Genomic DNA, 15450 nt, shown 5'->3' with positions numbered 1-15450 from the left:
GGTTACGCTCCTGGTTGAACGGCGGCGAACACGCCGGCCGAAATCATTGCGGCCAGGCTGGCCGGCAGGTCGAAGGCGTCGCTCTCCTCGAAGGCCGCCTGCGCGGCGGCGCCGAGCGGCATGCCCTCGAGGAGAGCGAGCAGAAACGCAGCGCCGCCCACGGGCAGGCGCGAGACGATCACGTCGTAATCGGGCCGCGTGACGAGCGCGTCTTCCACATCGCTCGAATGCAGCGCGGTGACGGGGCCGGGCGTCCGGTTCATCGCGAAGATCGCGACGGCAGGGTAGCGCGAGCGCACGATGCGCGCGGCCGGATGCGGGACAAAGCGCAGCTGCGCGAGCGAATTCGCATCGATGCCCGCGAATGCGTCGGCCGCAAGCGGTGCGGCGTCCCGGGCGTGATAGGCGTCGAGCCACGCGCGCTCGATGCGTGCCGTATCCGCAAGCCACGGCATGTCACGCGCGTACGCCCAGCTTTCGATGAACGACGGAAAGTCGCGTCCGTACTCGAACAGGAGCGGCGAAGCCGGCGGCGCAGCGCGCACGTGACAGCGCGCCATCGCACGGAAGAACTCGACGCCCGTGATGCGCTGCACGGCGGGATAGATCGCGGCCAGCGCATCGATGAGGCTGACCGTGACGTTGTTGCGATAGACGTTGTAGCGCTTGACGACACCCTTGCCATGCGCCGCCACGACACCGTTCGGTGCGGCGAGGTCGGGGTTCGTCAGTCCCGGCGCGAAGGCCGTCGCGTAGTCGCTCGTGGATTGCTCAGGCTTCATGGCCGGTGCGCTCCAGGAGGGATGTATCGGACTCCGATGCATTGTCGAGAAAAAGTTCGGAGACGATGCGACGGGCCGCCAACGCTTGTGCGCGTAGTTCGGGCCACGCAGGCAACTGGCTGTCCCATTCGATCAGTGTCGGTATGGGCCCGGTGCGCGCGATCACGTCGCGGTAGAGCGCCCAGACCGGATCGGAGACGGCGCGGTCGTGGCTGTCGATCAGCAGTGGCGCGTGCTCGTCGTCGTGCTGCTCGCTGTAGCCGGCCAGGTGAATCTCGCCGACGTATTCGAGAGGAAAATCCGCGAGGTACGCGCGTGCCGCATAACCGTGATTGGTCGCCGAAACGAAAACGTTGTTGACGTCGAGCAGCAGCCCGCAGCCCGTGCGCTGCGCGACCGCATGGATGAATTCCGTTTCGCTCATCGTCGACGCGGCGAACGCCACGTACGTCGACGGATTCTCGAGCAGCATCGGACGTCCAATGGCTGCCTGCACCTGATCGATGTGTTCGCAGACCTTATCGAGTGTCGCCTTCGTATAAGGCAGTGGCAGCAGATCGTTGAAGAACGTGCCGCCGTGCGAAGACCACGCGAGGTGTTCGGAAACGAGTGCGGGTTCGTAGCGCGCGACCAGCTCGCCAAAGCGCGCGAGATGGCCGGCGTCGAGCCGGTCCGGTCCGCCGATCGACATGCACACACCGTGCAGCGAGACCGGATAGCGTTCGCGGATCGCGTGCAATGCGCGGTGCGGCGGCCCGCCTGCACCCATATAGTTCTCGGCGTGCACCTCGAAGAAGCCGTCCTGCAGTCCGTCTTCGAGAATCGCCGCGAGATGCTCATGCTTGAAGCTCGTGCCTACGAGCGCAGCCGCGCCAGGCGCCTTGCGAAGGGGACGGCCGGACCTCGCCGCTGATTGCATGGAAGTGTTCATGACCGTCCCCTCTCTTGCGTGGTCGTAGCGATCAGGACTTGATCGGCGTGAGCGAGCCGTGGCCACCGCCGGGCACGACGATGCTCGCGCAGGTGCCGCCCTGAACGAACTTCCACGAGTTGCCCTGGAAGTCGACCGTCGAGGTCCCCTGACAGGTCGTGCCGGGACCGGCGGCGCAGTCGTTTTGCCCCTTCAGCGCGACGCCGAAGCACTTCTCCTTGTGAGCGGCGACGGCGGCGCTCATTTCTTCCTTCGTGAGCGGTGCGGCATGCGCGACTGAAGCCAGCAGGCTGGCAACGGCACCTGCAAGCAGGGCGGAACTAACAGCGGTCTTTGCGGACATGGACGTTCTCCAGTGATTGAGATTTGAGGTATCCGTCGCGGATACACCAGCTAATTCGCGCGACGCTGGAGGCCGGTTACACCGGTCGATTTTTTTTGCGTGAAGATATTCGAAGGGGGAGGGGGAGCTTGCGAGCGCAAAAAAAAGCGCTTCCGGCTGTAACCGGAAGGCCTGAACGAACGAACTAACGCGCGATGTCGATCGCGGCGGCAAAACTTCTATGTGCTAGCGCGACGACTACTGTCCGAGTATGGCGAGCGCCTCACGCACCGGCGCGAGGGAGACGGCGACGATTCCGCCGAGCGGCGTGTTCATTTCCAGGATCAGAAAGATGGCGATGGAGGTGGATATCGCGCCCAGAAAGAACGTGATGACGACAGTCGCGTTGGGTGAGGTGAACAGCCCAAACGAGCCGAAGATGATGCACAGCCACAACACGAGCGTCAGCAGTAGCGGCATCGGGGTCGATCCTGCCGCCTGCAGCAGCGCAAGTTCGCGCATCGCCAGTACGTCGCCGGCGATCTGAATGGCGCGCGACTGTAGCCGGCGTTGCGTTTCGCTGGTCGGCGACAGTTCCGCCAGCTTGCGTTGAATATTTTCCCCGCGTTTGAGCTCCTCGGGGCTGCGCATGCTCGACAGCTGAGCCGGATCGCCGGAACTGATCTTCTGGATCCCGGTGGCGAGGCCCTGCTTCAGCAAGGCCCGGATCCCCTGCGTCTCCGGACCGTACTGGGCCAGTGTGCGATCGAGCAGAATGATGTCGGTGGCGTCGCGTACGACCGCGGCGTTCGCGGCATCGAACGAGCTTTTCGCCGACGAGATCAGCAGCCCGAGCACCAATGCGGCCATGGTGGCGATCAATCCAATCGTCAGCTTAATGACGCTGACCGATTCGTCGCCGAGATGGCGCTCCGGCAGCCTGGTGTGCAGATACAGGCCGAGCAGGGCGCTGGTGAACACGCAGGCAAACACAATGACCGCAATGCCGAGATGGTGCATTGTTCGACTCTCCGTTTTCGCGTGCAGGCGCGGTTGGTTTCGCTGGATGCCTGAACGACTATCTTCTATTACACGCCATGTAATTGGCGAGGCTGCGGCGCATCACTACTCTTCGCTTGTCGTGTCATCGCCCCTTGATGCACGTGTCCACCTCCCAAGGAAATATCATGGCTAACCTCCCCGTATATACACTCGAATCGGCACCGGAAGGCTCGAAACCGGCATTTCGAGGTCTTGCCGAAGCATTCGGCATGGTCCCCAACATTGCCGGCGCAATTGCCGGTTCGCCAAAGCTGATCAATGGCCTGACCGCCGTGTTTCAGCAGGTTCACGGCGGCAGCTTTACGGAGGCACAGGTTCAGACCCTGTTGCTCACGAATGCCGTCACCAATGGCAGCACCTGGCCCGTCGCCTTCCACACCTTCCTCGCACTCAAGGAAGGGCTCAGCGAAGCCGACGTGCATGCCATTCGTGCCCGTCGTCTGCCGGCCGACGCGAAGCTGGCGGCGCTTTCGCATCTCGCGCGCACGTTGATCGACAAGCGTGGCCGTCTCGACGACGAGGATGTTGCGTCCTTCACGGCCGCCGGCTTTGCTCCGGCTCTGGTGCTCGAGGTCATCCTGGTTGTCGCTGCGTCGACGATGACGAACTATACCGGCAGCGTTGCCAACCCGCCGCTCGAGGAGATGTTCCAGCAGTACGCGTGGCAGGGTTAAGGACCGGGCGTTGATGCGCCAGAGAGGGGGCGGTAGTCGACTGTCCGCCTCCTCGCTGGTCACGCCCGGTGTTCTGCATTCCAAACGGAGACGGATATGACGATTCCTCTGGACGTTCACCTGAAACTTGGCGGGATCATCTTCCCGAACATGGACCAGTGCGATTTCACCGGACCTTTCGAGGCGCTGGCGCGAGTGCCGAATTCGTCGTTCATGACGCTCTGGAAGGACAAGAACCCGGTTCGCGATCTGGCTGGCATGCAGTTGCTCGCCGACACCACGTTCGAAGAGGCGCCGCAGCTCGATGTCCTCCTCGTGCCGGGCGGACACGGCCAGGAGGCCTTGATGCACGACGAAACCGTTCTGTCGTTCATCCGCAGCCAGGCAGCCGGCGCGCGCTACGTTTTTTCGGTCTGTACCGGCGCACTGCTCTGCGGTGCGGCTGGCCTGCTGCATGGCAAGCATGCCACGACGCACTGGACGGCAATGGACGTCCTCCCGCTCTATGGCGCGATTCCCAGCGGCGAGCGTGTGGTGATCGACGGGCAGATGATCAGCGCGGGCGGCGTGACGTCGGGAATCGATGGCTCCCTGATCGTGGTCTCGCTGCTGCGGGGAGAGACGGTCGCCCAGGAGCTGCAGCTGTATATGGCCTATGACCCGCAGCCACCGTTCCAGTCTGGCTCTCCTGAAAAGGCACCGGCGCACATACTGGCAACGGTGACCGAACGGGCGCAAGCCATTACCGAAAAGCGGATGGCTACCGGACGCGTCTACCAGGACCGAATGCGCATGTCTGGAAGATGAGGCAGGCGCGGAATAGTGTTCGCCCGCAAGGTGTTCTGTTGACGCAAGGAAGATTCGCGTAGCGAAGCAAAGCCATCGAGACCCTTGGTCATCTGAGAAAGGAGGCAAGACAATGGAAACGCAATCGGGCACCTTGACGTCTGAAACCGGGAACGCAACTGCCGCTTCCCCGCAAAAGCTGCTGCAGCTGGCCATGGGTTTCTGGGCCTCGAAGACGCTGCTGTCCGCAGTCGAACTCGACCTGTTCACCGTTCTGGGCGGAGGGCCGCGCACAGCAACACAACTGATGGAGCAAATGCAGTTGCATCCGAGATCGGCACAGGATTTTCTCGACGCACTGGTCGCGCTAGGGGTCCTGGATCGAGACGACGGCCAATACCGGAATACTCCTGAGGCCGGCGCATTTCTGGACAGAGCAAAACCGGGCTGTATCGCCGGATTGCTGCTCATGGCTAACAACCGCTTATACCCGTTCTGGGGTTCGCTGACCGAAGCGCTGCGCACGGGTCTGCCGCAGAACGAAGCAAAGCAGGGCGGCAATGCGTTCGAGGCAATCTATCGTGACGAACGCGTGCTCCGTGAGTTTCTGGGCGCAATGACGGGTGTCAGCCTCGATCTGGCGAAGGAGATTGCGCAAAAATTTCCCTGGCAGAACTATCGCTCGTTCGTTGACGTCGGCACCGCGCAGGGCGCCCTCGTGGCGGAGATTACGCGTACGCACGAGCATCTTGCAGGAATTGGGTTCGATCTGCCCGCGGTCGCTCCGGTGTTCAACGACTACATCGCCGCGAACGCGCTACAGGATCGAATCCGCTTTCATCCGGGCGACTTCTTCAAGGACGCGTTGCCTTCCGCCGACGTCCTCGTGATGGGACACATTCTTCACGACTGGAATCTCGAACAGAAGCGCGAATTGCTCGCGAGGAGTTATCAGGCGTTGCCCGCTGGCGGATGTCTGATCGTCTATGACGCGATGATCGACGACGAGCGCAGGCACAATGCGTTCGGCTTGCTGATGAGTCTGAACATGCTGATCGAGACGCCCGGCGGTTTCGACTATACCGCCAGGCAGTGCCGCGAATGGATGACCGAGGCGGGCTTTCGGGAGATCAGAGTCGAACCGCTGGGCAGGCAGAACGCGATGGTGATTGGCGTCCGCTAGCGGTCGAGATGTGACAGCATGGGCGGCAGGTAACGTGTGCCTGCGGTCTGGTGTCCGGCAAGGAAACTCCGGATGCGATCCAGTTCCGCAGGCGTCAGACGAACTGACGCTGCGTTCACGTTCTCTTCGAGGTACTTGCGCCGCTTGGTGCCGGGGATCGGGACCAGATCGTCACCTTGCTCGAGCAGCCACGCGAGCGCGAGCTGGCCCGGTGTCACGGACTTCTCGTCGGCAAGGGCCTTGATGAAATCTGCGAGCTTGACGTTCGTATCGAAGTTGCTGCCCTGGATGCGCGGATCGTTGGCGGCCCGCCAGTCGTCGGCGGGAAGGTCCTCCGCCCGCGTGGCGTTGCCGGTCAGGAAGCCCCGGCCAAGCGGACTGTAGGGCACAAAGCCGATACCCAGTTCGCGCAGGGCCGGCAGCACCTTGTCTTCGACGCCGCGCTCAAAGAGCGAATACTCGCTTTGCACGGCCGAGACGGGTTGCACGGCATGGGCGCGCCGGATGGTATCGACGCTCGCTTCCGACAAGCCGAAATAGCGAACCTTGCCCGCGGCGATCGCGTCCTTGACCGCGCCCGCCACATCCTCGATCGGTACGGCGGGATCCACGCGATGCTGGTAGAGCAGATCGATGTGATCGGTCTGCAACCGGGCCAGCGACGCGTCGATCACCGCCTTGATATGCTCGGGGCGGCTGTCGAGGCCGCGTACCCCGTTGTCGATCTTGAAGCCGAATTTCGTCGCGATCGTCACCGCGTGACGACGCCCTTTCAGCGCGCGTCCGAGCAGTTCCTCGTTGGCGAAAGGACCATAGATCTCCGCGGTATCGAGGAATGTGCAACCCAGTTCGATCGCCCGATGGATCGTGGCGATCGACTCGGCGTCATCGGGTGTGCCGTACGCGTAGGACATCCCCATGCACCCCAGCCCGATCTCCGAAACGACGAGTCCTTCACGTCCAAGCTTGCGCGTGTTCAGCATATTGCCCTCCTGTGATGGCTAGCTACCTAGAATGGCACGCGCGTCGGAGACGTGTTAGCACGATACTCTTGATTCCTTGCACGATTCTTCGATGGCTGTTTCAGTGGGCGGCAATACGCCCGGCGGTCATCGCACGCTGCAACCTTTGCTAACGTACAAACACGCGTGCGCGCCTGGTGCTGCCCCGGGGGAGCACCGAATCAAACCTGCGGCATTACATCGCGTTTGCAGCTTCCCAGCGACATTTCTCGCCCAGTCCATATAAGATGCATTTCAAATGAATGTATTGGCGAGAGCGATCATGACCGTCTTTCGAATCGAAGAACCCACCCCCGCGGCCCGCGGCGGTTTCGCGCTGTGGGCGCTCGGCTTCCGGCCGTTCTACCTTGGCGGCGCGCTCTTTGGCGGCGCGGCGCTGCTGGCCTGGATGGCCGCGTATGCCGGTCATCCGTTGCCGGGTTTCAGTTCGTACTTGCCCGGCATGTTCTGGCACGCCCACGAAATGATTTTCGGCTTCGGCGCAGCGATCGTGGCGGGCTTTTTGCTGACCGCCGTGCGCGCGTGGACGTCGGTCACGCCGGCGCAGGGCAAGTCGCTGGCGGCGCTTTGGCTGCTGTGGCTCGCGGGGCGCATCACCGTTGCCTACGCACCGTCTGGCGTCGCCGCCGTGGTCGACAGCCTCTTTCTCCCCGCCTGCGCGCTCGTGCTGCTGCGCGTGCTCATCGGCGCAAAGAACAGCCACAACATCTTCTTGCCGGTCGCGCTCGGCATGCTCGCCGCGCTCAACGTAGCATTTCATCTTTCGATGCTGGCCGGCCGCGCGGACTGGGCGCTGCACAGCGCGTATCTCGCCGTGGGCATGCTGGTGCTGTTCATCACGATCATCGGCGGGCGCATCATCCCGTCGTTCACGGCCAATGCCGTGCCCAACTACGCGGCGCAGCGCTGGAACGCGGTCGAGCGCGCGGTGATGCCGCTCAGCGCGCTGGCGTTCGTGCTCGACGCCGCGCTCGGCTCCGGCGTGCTCGTGGCGATCGCCGCGCTCGCGGCGGCGTGCGCACAAGGCGCGCGGATCTGGGGCTGGCGTTCGTGGCGCGTCGGCAACCGGCCGATCCTGACCATCCTGCATATCGCCTATGCCTGGATACCCGTCGGTTTCGTGCTGCTCGGGCTCGCCGCAATGGGTTGGGTCGCGCATACGCTCGCCATTCACGCGTTCACGGTGGGCGCGATCGGCTGCGCGATCATGGCGATGATCACACGCACGGCGCGCGGACATACGGGCCGCAAGCTGGTGGCGGGCGGCTTCGACATTGCCTGCTATGTGTTGCTCGTGCTCGCCGCGCTGATTCGCGTGGTGGGACCCTGGCTCGCGCCGCAGTGGCTCACATTCTGGATCGAAGCGTCGGGCGCATGCTGGGTCGTTGCGTTCGCGGCTTACTGTTATCGCTACGCGGGCTGGCTCGTTGCGCCGCGTGTCGATGGTAAGGAGGGCTGATCCATCGGCCTTGCACACGGGGTATCGCGCGAGTATGTTGGCTGCGAGGGCCGCACGCGCGTCACGCCTTGGGCCCGCCGATGAAGGAGGGTGTGCAATGCATCACTCTGTTCAGATCGCAGGCGCGGCCTGTCTCGTCTTTGTAACCTCCGTGCAGGCTCAAACGTCAGCTTCCGCGCCACCAGCGGCTGAGGTTCCCGAGCGCATGCCTTACGACATTCCTTACGGTTCGCCTATCGGGCTCGATGCGGCGAAGCATCTGCTTGCGCTTGCCGAAGCCGAGGCGCGCAGGCACGACTGGAAAATGAACATCGCCGTGGTCGATCCGCATGGCGATCTCGTTGCCTTCGAGCGCATGGATGGCGCGCAATACGCCTCCGTCGAGATTTCGCAGAACAAGGCGCGCACGTCCGCGCGCTTTCGCCGCGAGACCCGCGTTTTCTATAACCAGTTCGAGAGCGGTCATGCTTATGTCGCCACGCTCGTGCCGGGCCTCGTGGCGTCGCCCGGCGGTTTTCCGTTGGTCGAGGACGGCAAGGTGATCGGCGCGATCGGCTGCAGCGGCGGCACGGGCGAACAGGATGCCGTCACGTGCAAGGCGGCGGCTTCCACCGTGAAGTGAACGCGTGAAACGCCGAAGCTTCTTCCGTCAATGCGGCGAGCCGTATCCCTGCACCTTCAGCAGATGCTCGCGCATGCAGCGCGCGGCGGTTTCGCCGTCGCGGGCGAGAATCGCATCGACGATGGACTGGTGCTGCTGCGCGAAATGATGGCGCGTGGTCTGATCCGTGGTCTTTTCACGCTGGGTCGGCTTGATCCGCATGCCGTTGATCACTTCCATGAGGGCAATGATCGCGGGGTTGCGCGAGGCCTGTGCGATCAGCAGGTGAAAGCGCTGGTCCCATAGTTGCCACTCCTCATCGTTTTTCGCCGTCGCGTTTCTTTTTGCGCACTTCTCCAGTTCGGCCAGATCCTCAGGCGTGGCCTTGGCGGCGGCAAGACCGGCTAACGCCGGTTCGAACATGAGGCGCATCTCCGCGATGTCGGCCGGGCTCGTACGCGAGCGCAGGCCGCGCAGCGTGGGCGCGAACTTCAGCGGCCGCGCGCCCAGATACGTGCCGCGCCCCACGCCGCGCCAGATTCGACCCGACGCTTCCAGCGAAGCAAGCGCCTCGCGCAGTTCACGGCGGCTCACGCCGAGGTCCTCGGCGAGCTTGCGTTCGGGAGGCAACGCGTCGCCGTCTTTCAGGCGGTGTTGTGCGATGTAGGCAAGCAGGTGGTCGAGCGCGGACCTTTCCATGGTGTCGTGTGAACCAATATAGATTGGTTCAATTCTAGCAGCCGTGCGGCGGCGTGCAACCGCGGGGTCTCCAGAATCGATGAAAGCCTTGGATTCAGTCGAGATTGCAGGGTTAACACCGGGTGCAGCCAAAAATCTTCCTTCGTATGCTGATCGTGAAAGGTTTTGGAACCAATCACGAAAGGTTCGGTTGCGAGTCGAGCCTCTCGCACAGGGAGTGGAAGATGTCGTTTACAACGCGGCCGGAGCTGCTCGGAACCTTCGGGATGGTGGCGTCCACGCATTGGCTCGCCAGTGCGTCGGCGATGGCGGTGCTCGAGAAGGGCGGCAACGCGTTCGACGCGGCGGCGGCGGCCGGCTTCGTGCTGCAGATCGTCGAGCCGCATCTCAACGGTCCCGGCGGCGAGTTGCCCGTCGTGTTCTACAGCGCGCGGGAAGACCGCGTGCGCGTGCTGTGCGGCCAGGGGGTGACGCCGGCGGCCATGACGATCGAACGCATGCGCGCGCTTGGGCTCGAAGTCGTGCCGGGCACCGGCCTGCTGCCCGCCGTGGTGCCCGGCGCGTTCGGCGCATGGATGACGATGCTGCGCGACTATGGGCAGCTGCCGCTCGAAGACGTGCTGAGCTACGCGATCGGCTACGCGGAGAACGGCTATCCCGTGCTGCCGCGGATGTGCGCGTCGATTCTCGCGATCAAGGACTTCTTCCTCAGCGAATGGACGACCTCCGCCGAGCAATGGCTGCGCGACGGCGACGCCCCCGCGCCGAACGCGCTGTTCGCCAATCCCCCCATTGCCGCCACGTACCGCCGCATCCTGCGGGAGGCGAGCGCGAAAAGCGACCGCGCGGAGCAATGCGAACTCGCGCGCTCGGCGTTCTACCGCGGCTTCGTGGCCGACGCGATCGACCAGTATTTCCGCTCGACCGACGTGCTCGACACCTCCGGTCTTCGCAATCGCGGCCTGCTCGATGCGGACGATCTCGCACGCTGGGAGCCCACCTACGAGGAAGCGCTCTCGTACGACTACGCGGGCCTGCGCGTGCACAAGACAGGACCGTGGGGCCAGGGGCCGATGTTCCTGCAACAGCTCGCGCTGCTCAAGGGCTTCGATCTGGGCGCGATGGATCCGCTCGGTGCGGATTTCGTGCACACGGTCATCGAAACGTCGAAGCTCGCGTTTGCCGATCGCGACGTGTTCTATGGCGATCCACGCTTTGCCGACGTGCCGATGGGAACCCTGCTGAGCGACGCGTACAACGACGCGCGCCGCCGTCTCGTCGATCCGCACAAGGCCTCGTTCGAATTCCGCCCCGGGCCGCTTCTCGACAGCGAGGCGCGGGCAGCGCGCATTCTCGCCAACGCGGGCCGGCAGCAGCCGGGCGGCTTCGGGCAGGGCGAGCCGACGTTCGCACCGCTGCCCGAATTGCGCGGCGATACCGTGCACCTCGACGTGGTCGATCGCTGGGGCAACATGGTCTCGGCCACGCCATCGGGCGGCTGGCTGCAGGCGTCGCCCGCGGTACCCGGCCTCGGCTTCAACGTCACCACGCGCGCGCAGATGTTCTGGATGGAAGAGGGCCTGCCTTCGTCGCTCGGGCCGGGCCGGCGTCCACGCACGACCCTCTCGCCCACGCTCGTCACGCGCGAGGGCAAGCCCTATGCGGCGTTCGGCACGCCGGGCGGCGACCAGCAGGATCAATGGTCGATGCAGCTGTTCCTGCGGCACGTGCATGCGGGCATGAACCTGCAGGCCGCCGTGGACGCGCCTTCGTTCCAGACCGCGCATTTCCCCGGCTCGTTTTATCCGCGCTCGATGCAGCTCGGCAAGATGTCGGCCGAGTCGCGCTTTCCCGAAGCCACGCTCGCCGAATTGCGCTCGCGCGGGCACGATCTCACGGTGGCCGAGCCATGGGGGCTCGGGCGCGTGTGCGCGGTGGGCATGCGCAACGGACTCATGCGCGGCGCGGCCACGCCGCGCCAGATGCAGGCCTACGCGATCGGCCGCTGAACACGCGCCACGCTCAACCGGAACCGACCCACCATGTCCACCGTCGCCGCCCGACTCGAAAGACTGCCGCTCGCGGGCTTCCATCGCAAACTGCTGCTGATCGGCGGGCTCGGCTATATGTTCGACGGGCTGGACTCGTCGTCGCTCGCCTTTTTGCTGCCGGTGGTGAGCAAGCTGTGGCATTTGACGAGCGCCGAAACGGGACTCGTCGCCAGCAGCACGTATATCGGCTACTTTTTTGGCGCGTTTCTCTCGGGCGTGCTGGCCGACGTGATTGGCCGCCGCCGCATCATGATGAGCGCGCTGGCAATCTATTGCGCGGCGTCCATGGCGAGCGCCACCGCGCACGACTGGCACACGTTTTTCGCGCTGCGCATGCTCGCGGGCTTCGGTTCGGGCGCTGAGACGGTCGTCATCGCACCGTTCCTCGCGGAATTCGTGCCGCGGCGCTATCGCGGCATGTTCTGCGGCGCGCTCGTCGGCTTCATGTCGTTCGGATATCTAAGTTCGTCGATTCTTGGTTATACCGTCGTGCGCAATTTCGCAGACGGCTGGCGCTATCTCGCCGTGCTAACCTCGCTCCCCGTCGTCATGCTGCTCTGGTGGCGCAGGACGTTGCCCGAGTCGCCGCGCTGGCTCGAAAGCCGCGGACGCTCCGCCGAAGCCGACAGCATCGTGCGGGCGATCGAGTCTCGCTACGAGCAGGAGGGCATCGCGCTCGCGCCGCTGGGCTCGGTGGGCGCGATTCCCGCCGCGGCGCAAGGCAGCGGCAGTGCACTGCAAAACGTGCTGACGTTGTTCTCACGCCGGCTCGTGGGCACGACGGCGGTGACCTGGCTGATGTGGTTCTCCGTGGCGTTCGCGTACTACTCGTTCTTTTCCTGGATTCCGAGCCTGCTCGTCAAGGAAGGCCTGACGCTCACCAAGAGCTTCGGTTATTCGATTGCCATTTATGGTGCGCAGATTCCCGGCTATTTCTCGGCGGCGTGGCTCAATGAGCGGATCGGCCGCAAGGGCGTCGTGGCCTCTTACATGACGCTCGGTGGGCTTGCCGCAATCGCACTGGCTTTCTCGCATACGGGCGTGCAGATCACGGTGGCGGGCGTGTGCCTCTCGTTCTTCATGAATGGCGCGTTTGCGGGCGTCTATGCCTATACGCCGGAGGTATTCCCGACGGCCGTACGCACGACCGGCACCGGGTCTTCGTCTTCGTTCGGTCGTATCGGCTCGGTGAGCGCGCCGATTCTGGTCGGTCTCGTGTATCCGGCGTTCGGCTTCTTCGGCGTGTTCGCCATGACGACCGCTGTGCTGCTGGCGGGCGCTTGCGTCGTGTTCTTCCTCGGCATCGAAACCCGCAATCGCTCGCTCGAAGACATCGAGGCGAGCGGTGCGCAGGCGGACTTCGACGCGCACAAGCCGCTCGCCCGCGACGGGCTGCGCGGCTGAGCGCGCGCCACTCTCACTCTCGTACGTCCCATGCAAACGCCCCTCTCCTTCGCGAACGAACCCTACGCGCTGCAACGCGAACTCGCCGCGCTCGCGCGCCTTTCGCACGTCATGCGCCAGCCCGGGCAACCGGACGCGATTTTCCGCGAAGTGTGCGCCGTCGCCGCCGAAGCCATCGGCTTTCGCCTCTTCACGATCATGGCCTACGACGCCGGGAACCAGGAGGTGGAGCGCATGTTCACGAACATGCCCGACGTCTACCCGCCGGGCGGGCGCAAGCGGAAGAGCGGCACGCCCTGGGCGCAGCGCATTCTTTCGGATCTCGAACCGTTTCGCGCCACGACGCCAGAGGGGCTGCGTGAAGCCTTCGACGATCACGCGGTAATGACGGCGATGGGGCTAGGCTCGATACTGAACATACCGGTTGCCTATAACGGCCGTTGCGTCGGGACGATGAACCTGACGCACGTGGAGGGCTGGTACACCGCGCAACACGAGGAAACGGGCCTGCTGCTCGGCGCGTTTCTCGCGCCTGCGCTCGTCGCGCACGGCATGTCTTTTGCAGCCCATTCAAGCCTCTGATCGCAGGACCCTTGTCGATGAACACAACGACATCCACCGGAACCGCCAATCGCTGGCTGCTCGTCTTCGCGCTCGGCTATCTCGCGCTGCTGGTCGACGGCGCGGACGTCATGATGTACGGCCTCACACTCTCGCGCATCAAGAGCGAATTCGGCTTGACCAATGTCGAGGCGGGCGCGCTCGGCAGCCTGACGCTGCTCGGCATGGCGATTGGCGGGATTCTGGGCGGCTGGGCGAGCGACTCGTTCGGGCGCGTGCGCGTGGTGGTCTGGGCGATGATGTTGTTCTCGGTGGGTGCGGGGCTGCTCGGTTTCACGCACAGCTTCCTGGAATTCGCGGTCGTGCGCTTCATCAGCTCGATGGGCATTGGCTGCATGGTGCTGGTGAGCACGCTCGTGGCCGAATACGTGCCCATGGCGCGGCGCTCGCTGATACTCGGCGTGCTGCAAACGGCGATTTCCGCGGGCTATATCACGGTCATCGCGCTCAGCACCTGGATCCTGCCGCACTACGGCTGGCGCACGCTGTTTTATGTGGCGGCGGCGCCCGTACTGCTCGCGGTGGCGATTCACTTCTTCGTGCCCGAGCCGCCGAGCTGGCGCATGAGCGAGGCCGCGGCCCGCCCGAGCGGCCGACGCTGGCACGACAACCGCTACGCATTGATTTTCGCGGACCGCGAGGCGCGCCGGATGTTCATCTTCTGGTCGCTCGCTTCGGTGTTTGCGCTTTCCGGGTTCTACGGCTTGAACAACTGGTTGCCGACGTATCTGGAAAGCGAATTGCACATCAAATTCAGCTCGATGACGGGGTACATGACCGCGACGTGGGTCGTGGCGTTCATCGGCAAGATCGTGGCGGGCTGGCTGGGCGACCGCTGGAGCCGGCGCGGCGTGTATGTGCTGGGCTGTATCGGTGCGGCCGTCTTTCTGCCCGTGATCGTGCTGTTCCACACCCGCGAGAACATTGCGTGGCTGATGCTCGTATTCGGCTTTCTCTACGGCGTGCCGCTCGGCACGATCGGCACGTTCATGTCGGAGAGCTTCGAAACGCGCATTCGCGGCACGGCGGTGGGCGGTTCGTATAACGTGGGACGCTTCTGTTCGGGCGCGGCGCCTGTCGTGATCGGCTATATCGCGACGCAGTTTTCAATCGGCATGGGCTTTCTTGTGGTCGGCGCGGTGTTTTTCCTGAGCGGCGTGACGGCGCTGTTCATTCCGGACCGCCTGCACGATACGAGCGAAGGCGCTCCGGCGCACGCGCGAGGGGAGGCTCGGCAGGGGACTTTGACGGCGGCGACTGGCGGGGGGTGACGTACGCCGAGGCGATCGGTGGCAGGCAGGTGTTGCGATGCGCAGCGCAAGTCAAGGGCAGCTCACGCTTGCGCCAGCTCCAGCAGCTTCGCCACGGTATTCATGTTGCGCGCGGTTCCGGTCTTCGCCGCAGCGATCCTGAGCTTCGAGCGCCCGATACCGTCCTTGTAAAACACGTAGATCTCGCGCTCGCCCAGCTGGAATTCTTCCGCCTGCTGGCCGCTCACGTTGTCGAATGCGTTGGCGGGCGGCGGCGTGTCGAGAAAGATCGCGACCGTGCGATCCGGCGCGGCAGCGGGAAACGGGTTGCCCTGCAACACGGTGGCCAGTTCCGCGGCAGTACGCACCACCACGCCAACGGGTTTGCCCGCATAAGCCTCGAGGCTGTGCTCGAGCTTCGTTTTCACCGACGCTTCGGCCAGCCGGCTCTCGAACACCACGTTGCCGCTCGCGATATAGGTGCGCACTTGCGTGAACCCGAGCGCTTCGCACATGCCGCGAAGTTCGGGCATGGGCAGCTTGCCGGTTCCGCCGACATTCACGGCGCGTAGCAGGGCGATATAGACGGGCATGGGATCGATC

The 15450-nt window shown here is 64.2% G+C and carries 16 protein-coding genes; 9 read left to right on the top strand and 7 right to left on the bottom strand.

All coding sequences use genetic code 11. The features are described from left to right. Window positions 1-2: 2 nt before the first annotated feature. From AB4Y35_RS25085 to AB4Y35_RS25070, 4 genes are all read right to left on the bottom strand, one after another. The gene (locus AB4Y35_RS25085) at window positions 3-782 is read right to left on the bottom strand and encodes a putative DNA-binding domain-containing protein (RefSeq protein WP_368706436.1); all 780 of its coding nucleotides are present in this window, start codon (window positions 780-782) and stop codon (window positions 3-5) included. Further along, window positions 772-1701, bottom strand: coding sequence for a DUF692 domain-containing protein (locus AB4Y35_RS25080; protein ID WP_368706753.1), 930 nt, complete (start codon window positions 1699-1701; stop codon window positions 772-774). Before AB4Y35_RS25080 ends, AB4Y35_RS25085 begins: the two co-directional genes overlap by 11 nt. Before the next feature lie 43 nt (window positions 1702-1744). Continuing rightward, on the bottom strand, window positions 1745-2056 hold the full coding sequence (locus AB4Y35_RS25075; protein WP_368706435.1) for a DUF2282 domain-containing protein: 312 nt from the start codon (window positions 2054-2056) through the stop codon (window positions 1745-1747). A 237-nt stretch (window positions 2057-2293) separates the two neighbouring features. After that, complete coding sequence (locus AB4Y35_RS25070; RefSeq protein ID WP_368706434.1) at window positions 2294-3055, bottom strand: hypothetical protein; 762 nt, start codon at window positions 3053-3055, stop codon at window positions 2294-2296. Window positions 3056-3222: 167 nt separating this feature from the next. Between AB4Y35_RS25070 and AB4Y35_RS25065 the strand changes: the two genes are divergently transcribed. From AB4Y35_RS25065 to AB4Y35_RS25055, 3 genes are all read left to right on the top strand, one after another. Beyond that, a complete protein-coding gene (locus AB4Y35_RS25065) occupies window positions 3223-3771 on the top strand; it encodes a carboxymuconolactone decarboxylase family protein (protein ID WP_368706752.1) in 549 nt (182 codons plus the stop codon). A 96-nt stretch (window positions 3772-3867) separates the two neighbouring features. Further along, entirely contained in the window at window positions 3868-4578 is a 711-nt protein-coding gene (locus tag AB4Y35_RS25060) for a DJ-1/PfpI family protein (protein WP_368689015.1), read from the top strand. Window positions 4579-4690: 112 nt separating this feature from the next. Beyond that, complete coding sequence (locus AB4Y35_RS25055; RefSeq protein WP_368706433.1) at window positions 4691-5740, top strand: methyltransferase; 1050 nt, start codon at window positions 4691-4693, stop codon at window positions 5738-5740. Here AB4Y35_RS25055 and AB4Y35_RS25050 read toward each other — a convergent pair. Next, window positions 5737-6723, bottom strand: a complete 987-nt coding sequence (locus AB4Y35_RS25050; protein ID WP_368706432.1) for an aldo/keto reductase — start codon at window positions 6721-6723, stop codon at window positions 5737-5739. The genes AB4Y35_RS25055 and AB4Y35_RS25050 overlap by 4 nt on opposite strands. A 301-nt stretch (window positions 6724-7024) precedes the next feature. Between AB4Y35_RS25050 and AB4Y35_RS25045 the strand changes: the two genes are divergently transcribed. Further along, window positions 7025-8221, top strand: coding sequence for an NnrS family protein (locus AB4Y35_RS25045; protein WP_368706431.1), 1197 nt, complete (start codon window positions 7025-7027; stop codon window positions 8219-8221). Window positions 8222-8426: 205 nt separating this feature from the next. Further along, complete coding sequence (locus tag AB4Y35_RS25040; RefSeq protein ID WP_368706430.1) at window positions 8427-8843, top strand: heme-binding protein; 417 nt, start codon at window positions 8427-8429, stop codon at window positions 8841-8843. A 27-nt stretch (window positions 8844-8870) separates the two neighbouring features. Here the strand turns inward: AB4Y35_RS25040 and AB4Y35_RS25035 are convergent, their stop codons facing one another. Continuing rightward, window positions 8871-9521 carry a FadR/GntR family transcriptional regulator gene (locus tag AB4Y35_RS25035; RefSeq protein WP_368706429.1) on the bottom strand — a complete coding sequence of 217 codons (651 nt, stop codon included), beginning with the start codon at window positions 9519-9521 and terminating at the stop codon, window positions 8871-8873. Window positions 9522-9745: 224 nt separating this feature from the next. Between AB4Y35_RS25035 and AB4Y35_RS25030 the strand changes: the two genes are divergently transcribed. Genes AB4Y35_RS25030 through AB4Y35_RS25015 form a run of 4 tightly spaced genes read left to right on the top strand, consistent with a single transcriptional unit; the run spans window position 9746 to window position 14868 of the window. After that, a complete protein-coding gene (locus tag AB4Y35_RS25030) occupies window positions 9746-11530 on the top strand; it encodes a gamma-glutamyltransferase family protein (protein WP_368706428.1) in 1785 nt (594 codons plus the stop codon). A 33-nt stretch (window positions 11531-11563) separates the two neighbouring features. Then, the gene (locus tag AB4Y35_RS25025) at window positions 11564-12976 is read left to right on the top strand and encodes an MFS transporter (RefSeq protein WP_368706427.1); all 1413 of its coding nucleotides are present in this window, start codon (window positions 11564-11566) and stop codon (window positions 12974-12976) included. Between the two features lie 30 nt (window positions 12977-13006). Beyond that, on the top strand, window positions 13007-13558 hold the full coding sequence (locus tag AB4Y35_RS25020; protein ID WP_368706426.1) for a GAF domain-containing protein: 552 nt from the start codon (window positions 13007-13009) through the stop codon (window positions 13556-13558). A gap of 17 nt (window positions 13559-13575) precedes the next feature. Then, window positions 13576-14868 carry an MFS transporter gene (locus AB4Y35_RS25015; RefSeq protein WP_368706425.1) on the top strand — a complete coding sequence of 431 codons (1293 nt, stop codon included), beginning with the start codon at window positions 13576-13578 and terminating at the stop codon, window positions 14866-14868. Between the two features lie 62 nt (window positions 14869-14930). On the opposite strand, the gene AB4Y35_RS25010 is transcribed toward AB4Y35_RS25015, so the two are convergent. Further along, on the bottom strand, window positions 14931-15440 hold the full coding sequence (locus tag AB4Y35_RS25010) for a DUF1697 domain-containing protein (RefSeq protein WP_368706424.1): 510 nt from the start codon (window positions 15438-15440) through the stop codon (window positions 14931-14933). Window positions 15441-15450: the final 10 nt, after the last annotated feature.

The sequence above is a fragment of the Paraburkholderia sp. EG286A genome (assembly GCF_040965375.1).
Classification (GTDB): Bacteria; Pseudomonadota; Gammaproteobacteria; order Burkholderiales; family Burkholderiaceae; genus Paraburkholderia.
The sequence above is the reverse complement of the archived record's forward strand: the minus strand, read 5'-3'. Positions and strand labels throughout refer to the sequence as shown.

What these genes read in the sequence shown, in the direction of transcription:
- AB4Y35_RS25080 (WP_368706753.1), bottom strand. Translation starts at nt 1,701, where the DNA reads ATGCAATCAGCGGCGAGGTCCGGCCGTCCCCTTCGCAAGGCGCCTGGC.
- AB4Y35_RS25085 (WP_368706436.1), bottom strand. Translation starts at nt 782, where the DNA reads ATGAAGCCTGAGCAATCCACGAGCGACTACGCGACGGCCTTCGCGCCG.
- AB4Y35_RS25035 (WP_368706429.1), bottom strand. Translation starts at nt 9,521, where the DNA reads ATGGAAAGGTCCGCGCTCGACCACCTGCTTGCCTACATCGCACAACAC.
- AB4Y35_RS25020 (WP_368706426.1), top strand. Translation starts at nt 13,007, where the DNA reads ATGCAAACGCCCCTCTCCTTCGCGAACGAACCCTACGCGCTGCAACGC.
- AB4Y35_RS25055 (WP_368706433.1), top strand. Translation starts at nt 4,691, where the DNA reads ATGGAAACGCAATCGGGCACCTTGACGTCTGAAACCGGGAACGCAACT.
- AB4Y35_RS25045 (WP_368706431.1), top strand. Translation starts at nt 7,025, where the DNA reads ATGACCGTCTTTCGAATCGAAGAACCCACCCCCGCGGCCCGCGGCGGT.
- AB4Y35_RS25030 (WP_368706428.1), top strand. Translation starts at nt 9,746, where the DNA reads ATGTCGTTTACAACGCGGCCGGAGCTGCTCGGAACCTTCGGGATGGTG.
- AB4Y35_RS25015 (WP_368706425.1), top strand. Translation starts at nt 13,576, where the DNA reads ATGAACACAACGACATCCACCGGAACCGCCAATCGCTGGCTGCTCGTC.
- AB4Y35_RS25065 (WP_368706752.1), top strand. Translation starts at nt 3,223, where the DNA reads ATGGCTAACCTCCCCGTATATACACTCGAATCGGCACCGGAAGGCTCG.
- AB4Y35_RS25040 (WP_368706430.1), top strand. Translation starts at nt 8,427, where the DNA reads ATGCCTTACGACATTCCTTACGGTTCGCCTATCGGGCTCGATGCGGCG.
- AB4Y35_RS25010 (WP_368706424.1), bottom strand. Translation starts at nt 15,440, where the DNA reads ATGCCCGTCTATATCGCCCTGCTACGCGCCGTGAATGTCGGCGGAACC.
- AB4Y35_RS25075 (WP_368706435.1), bottom strand. Translation starts at nt 2,056, where the DNA reads ATGTCCGCAAAGACCGCTGTTAGTTCCGCCCTGCTTGCAGGTGCCGTT.
- AB4Y35_RS25070 (WP_368706434.1), bottom strand. Translation starts at nt 3,055, where the DNA reads ATGCACCATCTCGGCATTGCGGTCATTGTGTTTGCCTGCGTGTTCACC.
- AB4Y35_RS25025 (WP_368706427.1), top strand. Translation starts at nt 11,564, where the DNA reads ATGTCCACCGTCGCCGCCCGACTCGAAAGACTGCCGCTCGCGGGCTTC.
- AB4Y35_RS25060 (WP_368689015.1), top strand. Translation starts at nt 3,868, where the DNA reads ATGACGATTCCTCTGGACGTTCACCTGAAACTTGGCGGGATCATCTTC.
- AB4Y35_RS25050 (WP_368706432.1), bottom strand. Translation starts at nt 6,723, where the DNA reads ATGCTGAACACGCGCAAGCTTGGACGTGAAGGACTCGTCGTTTCGGAG.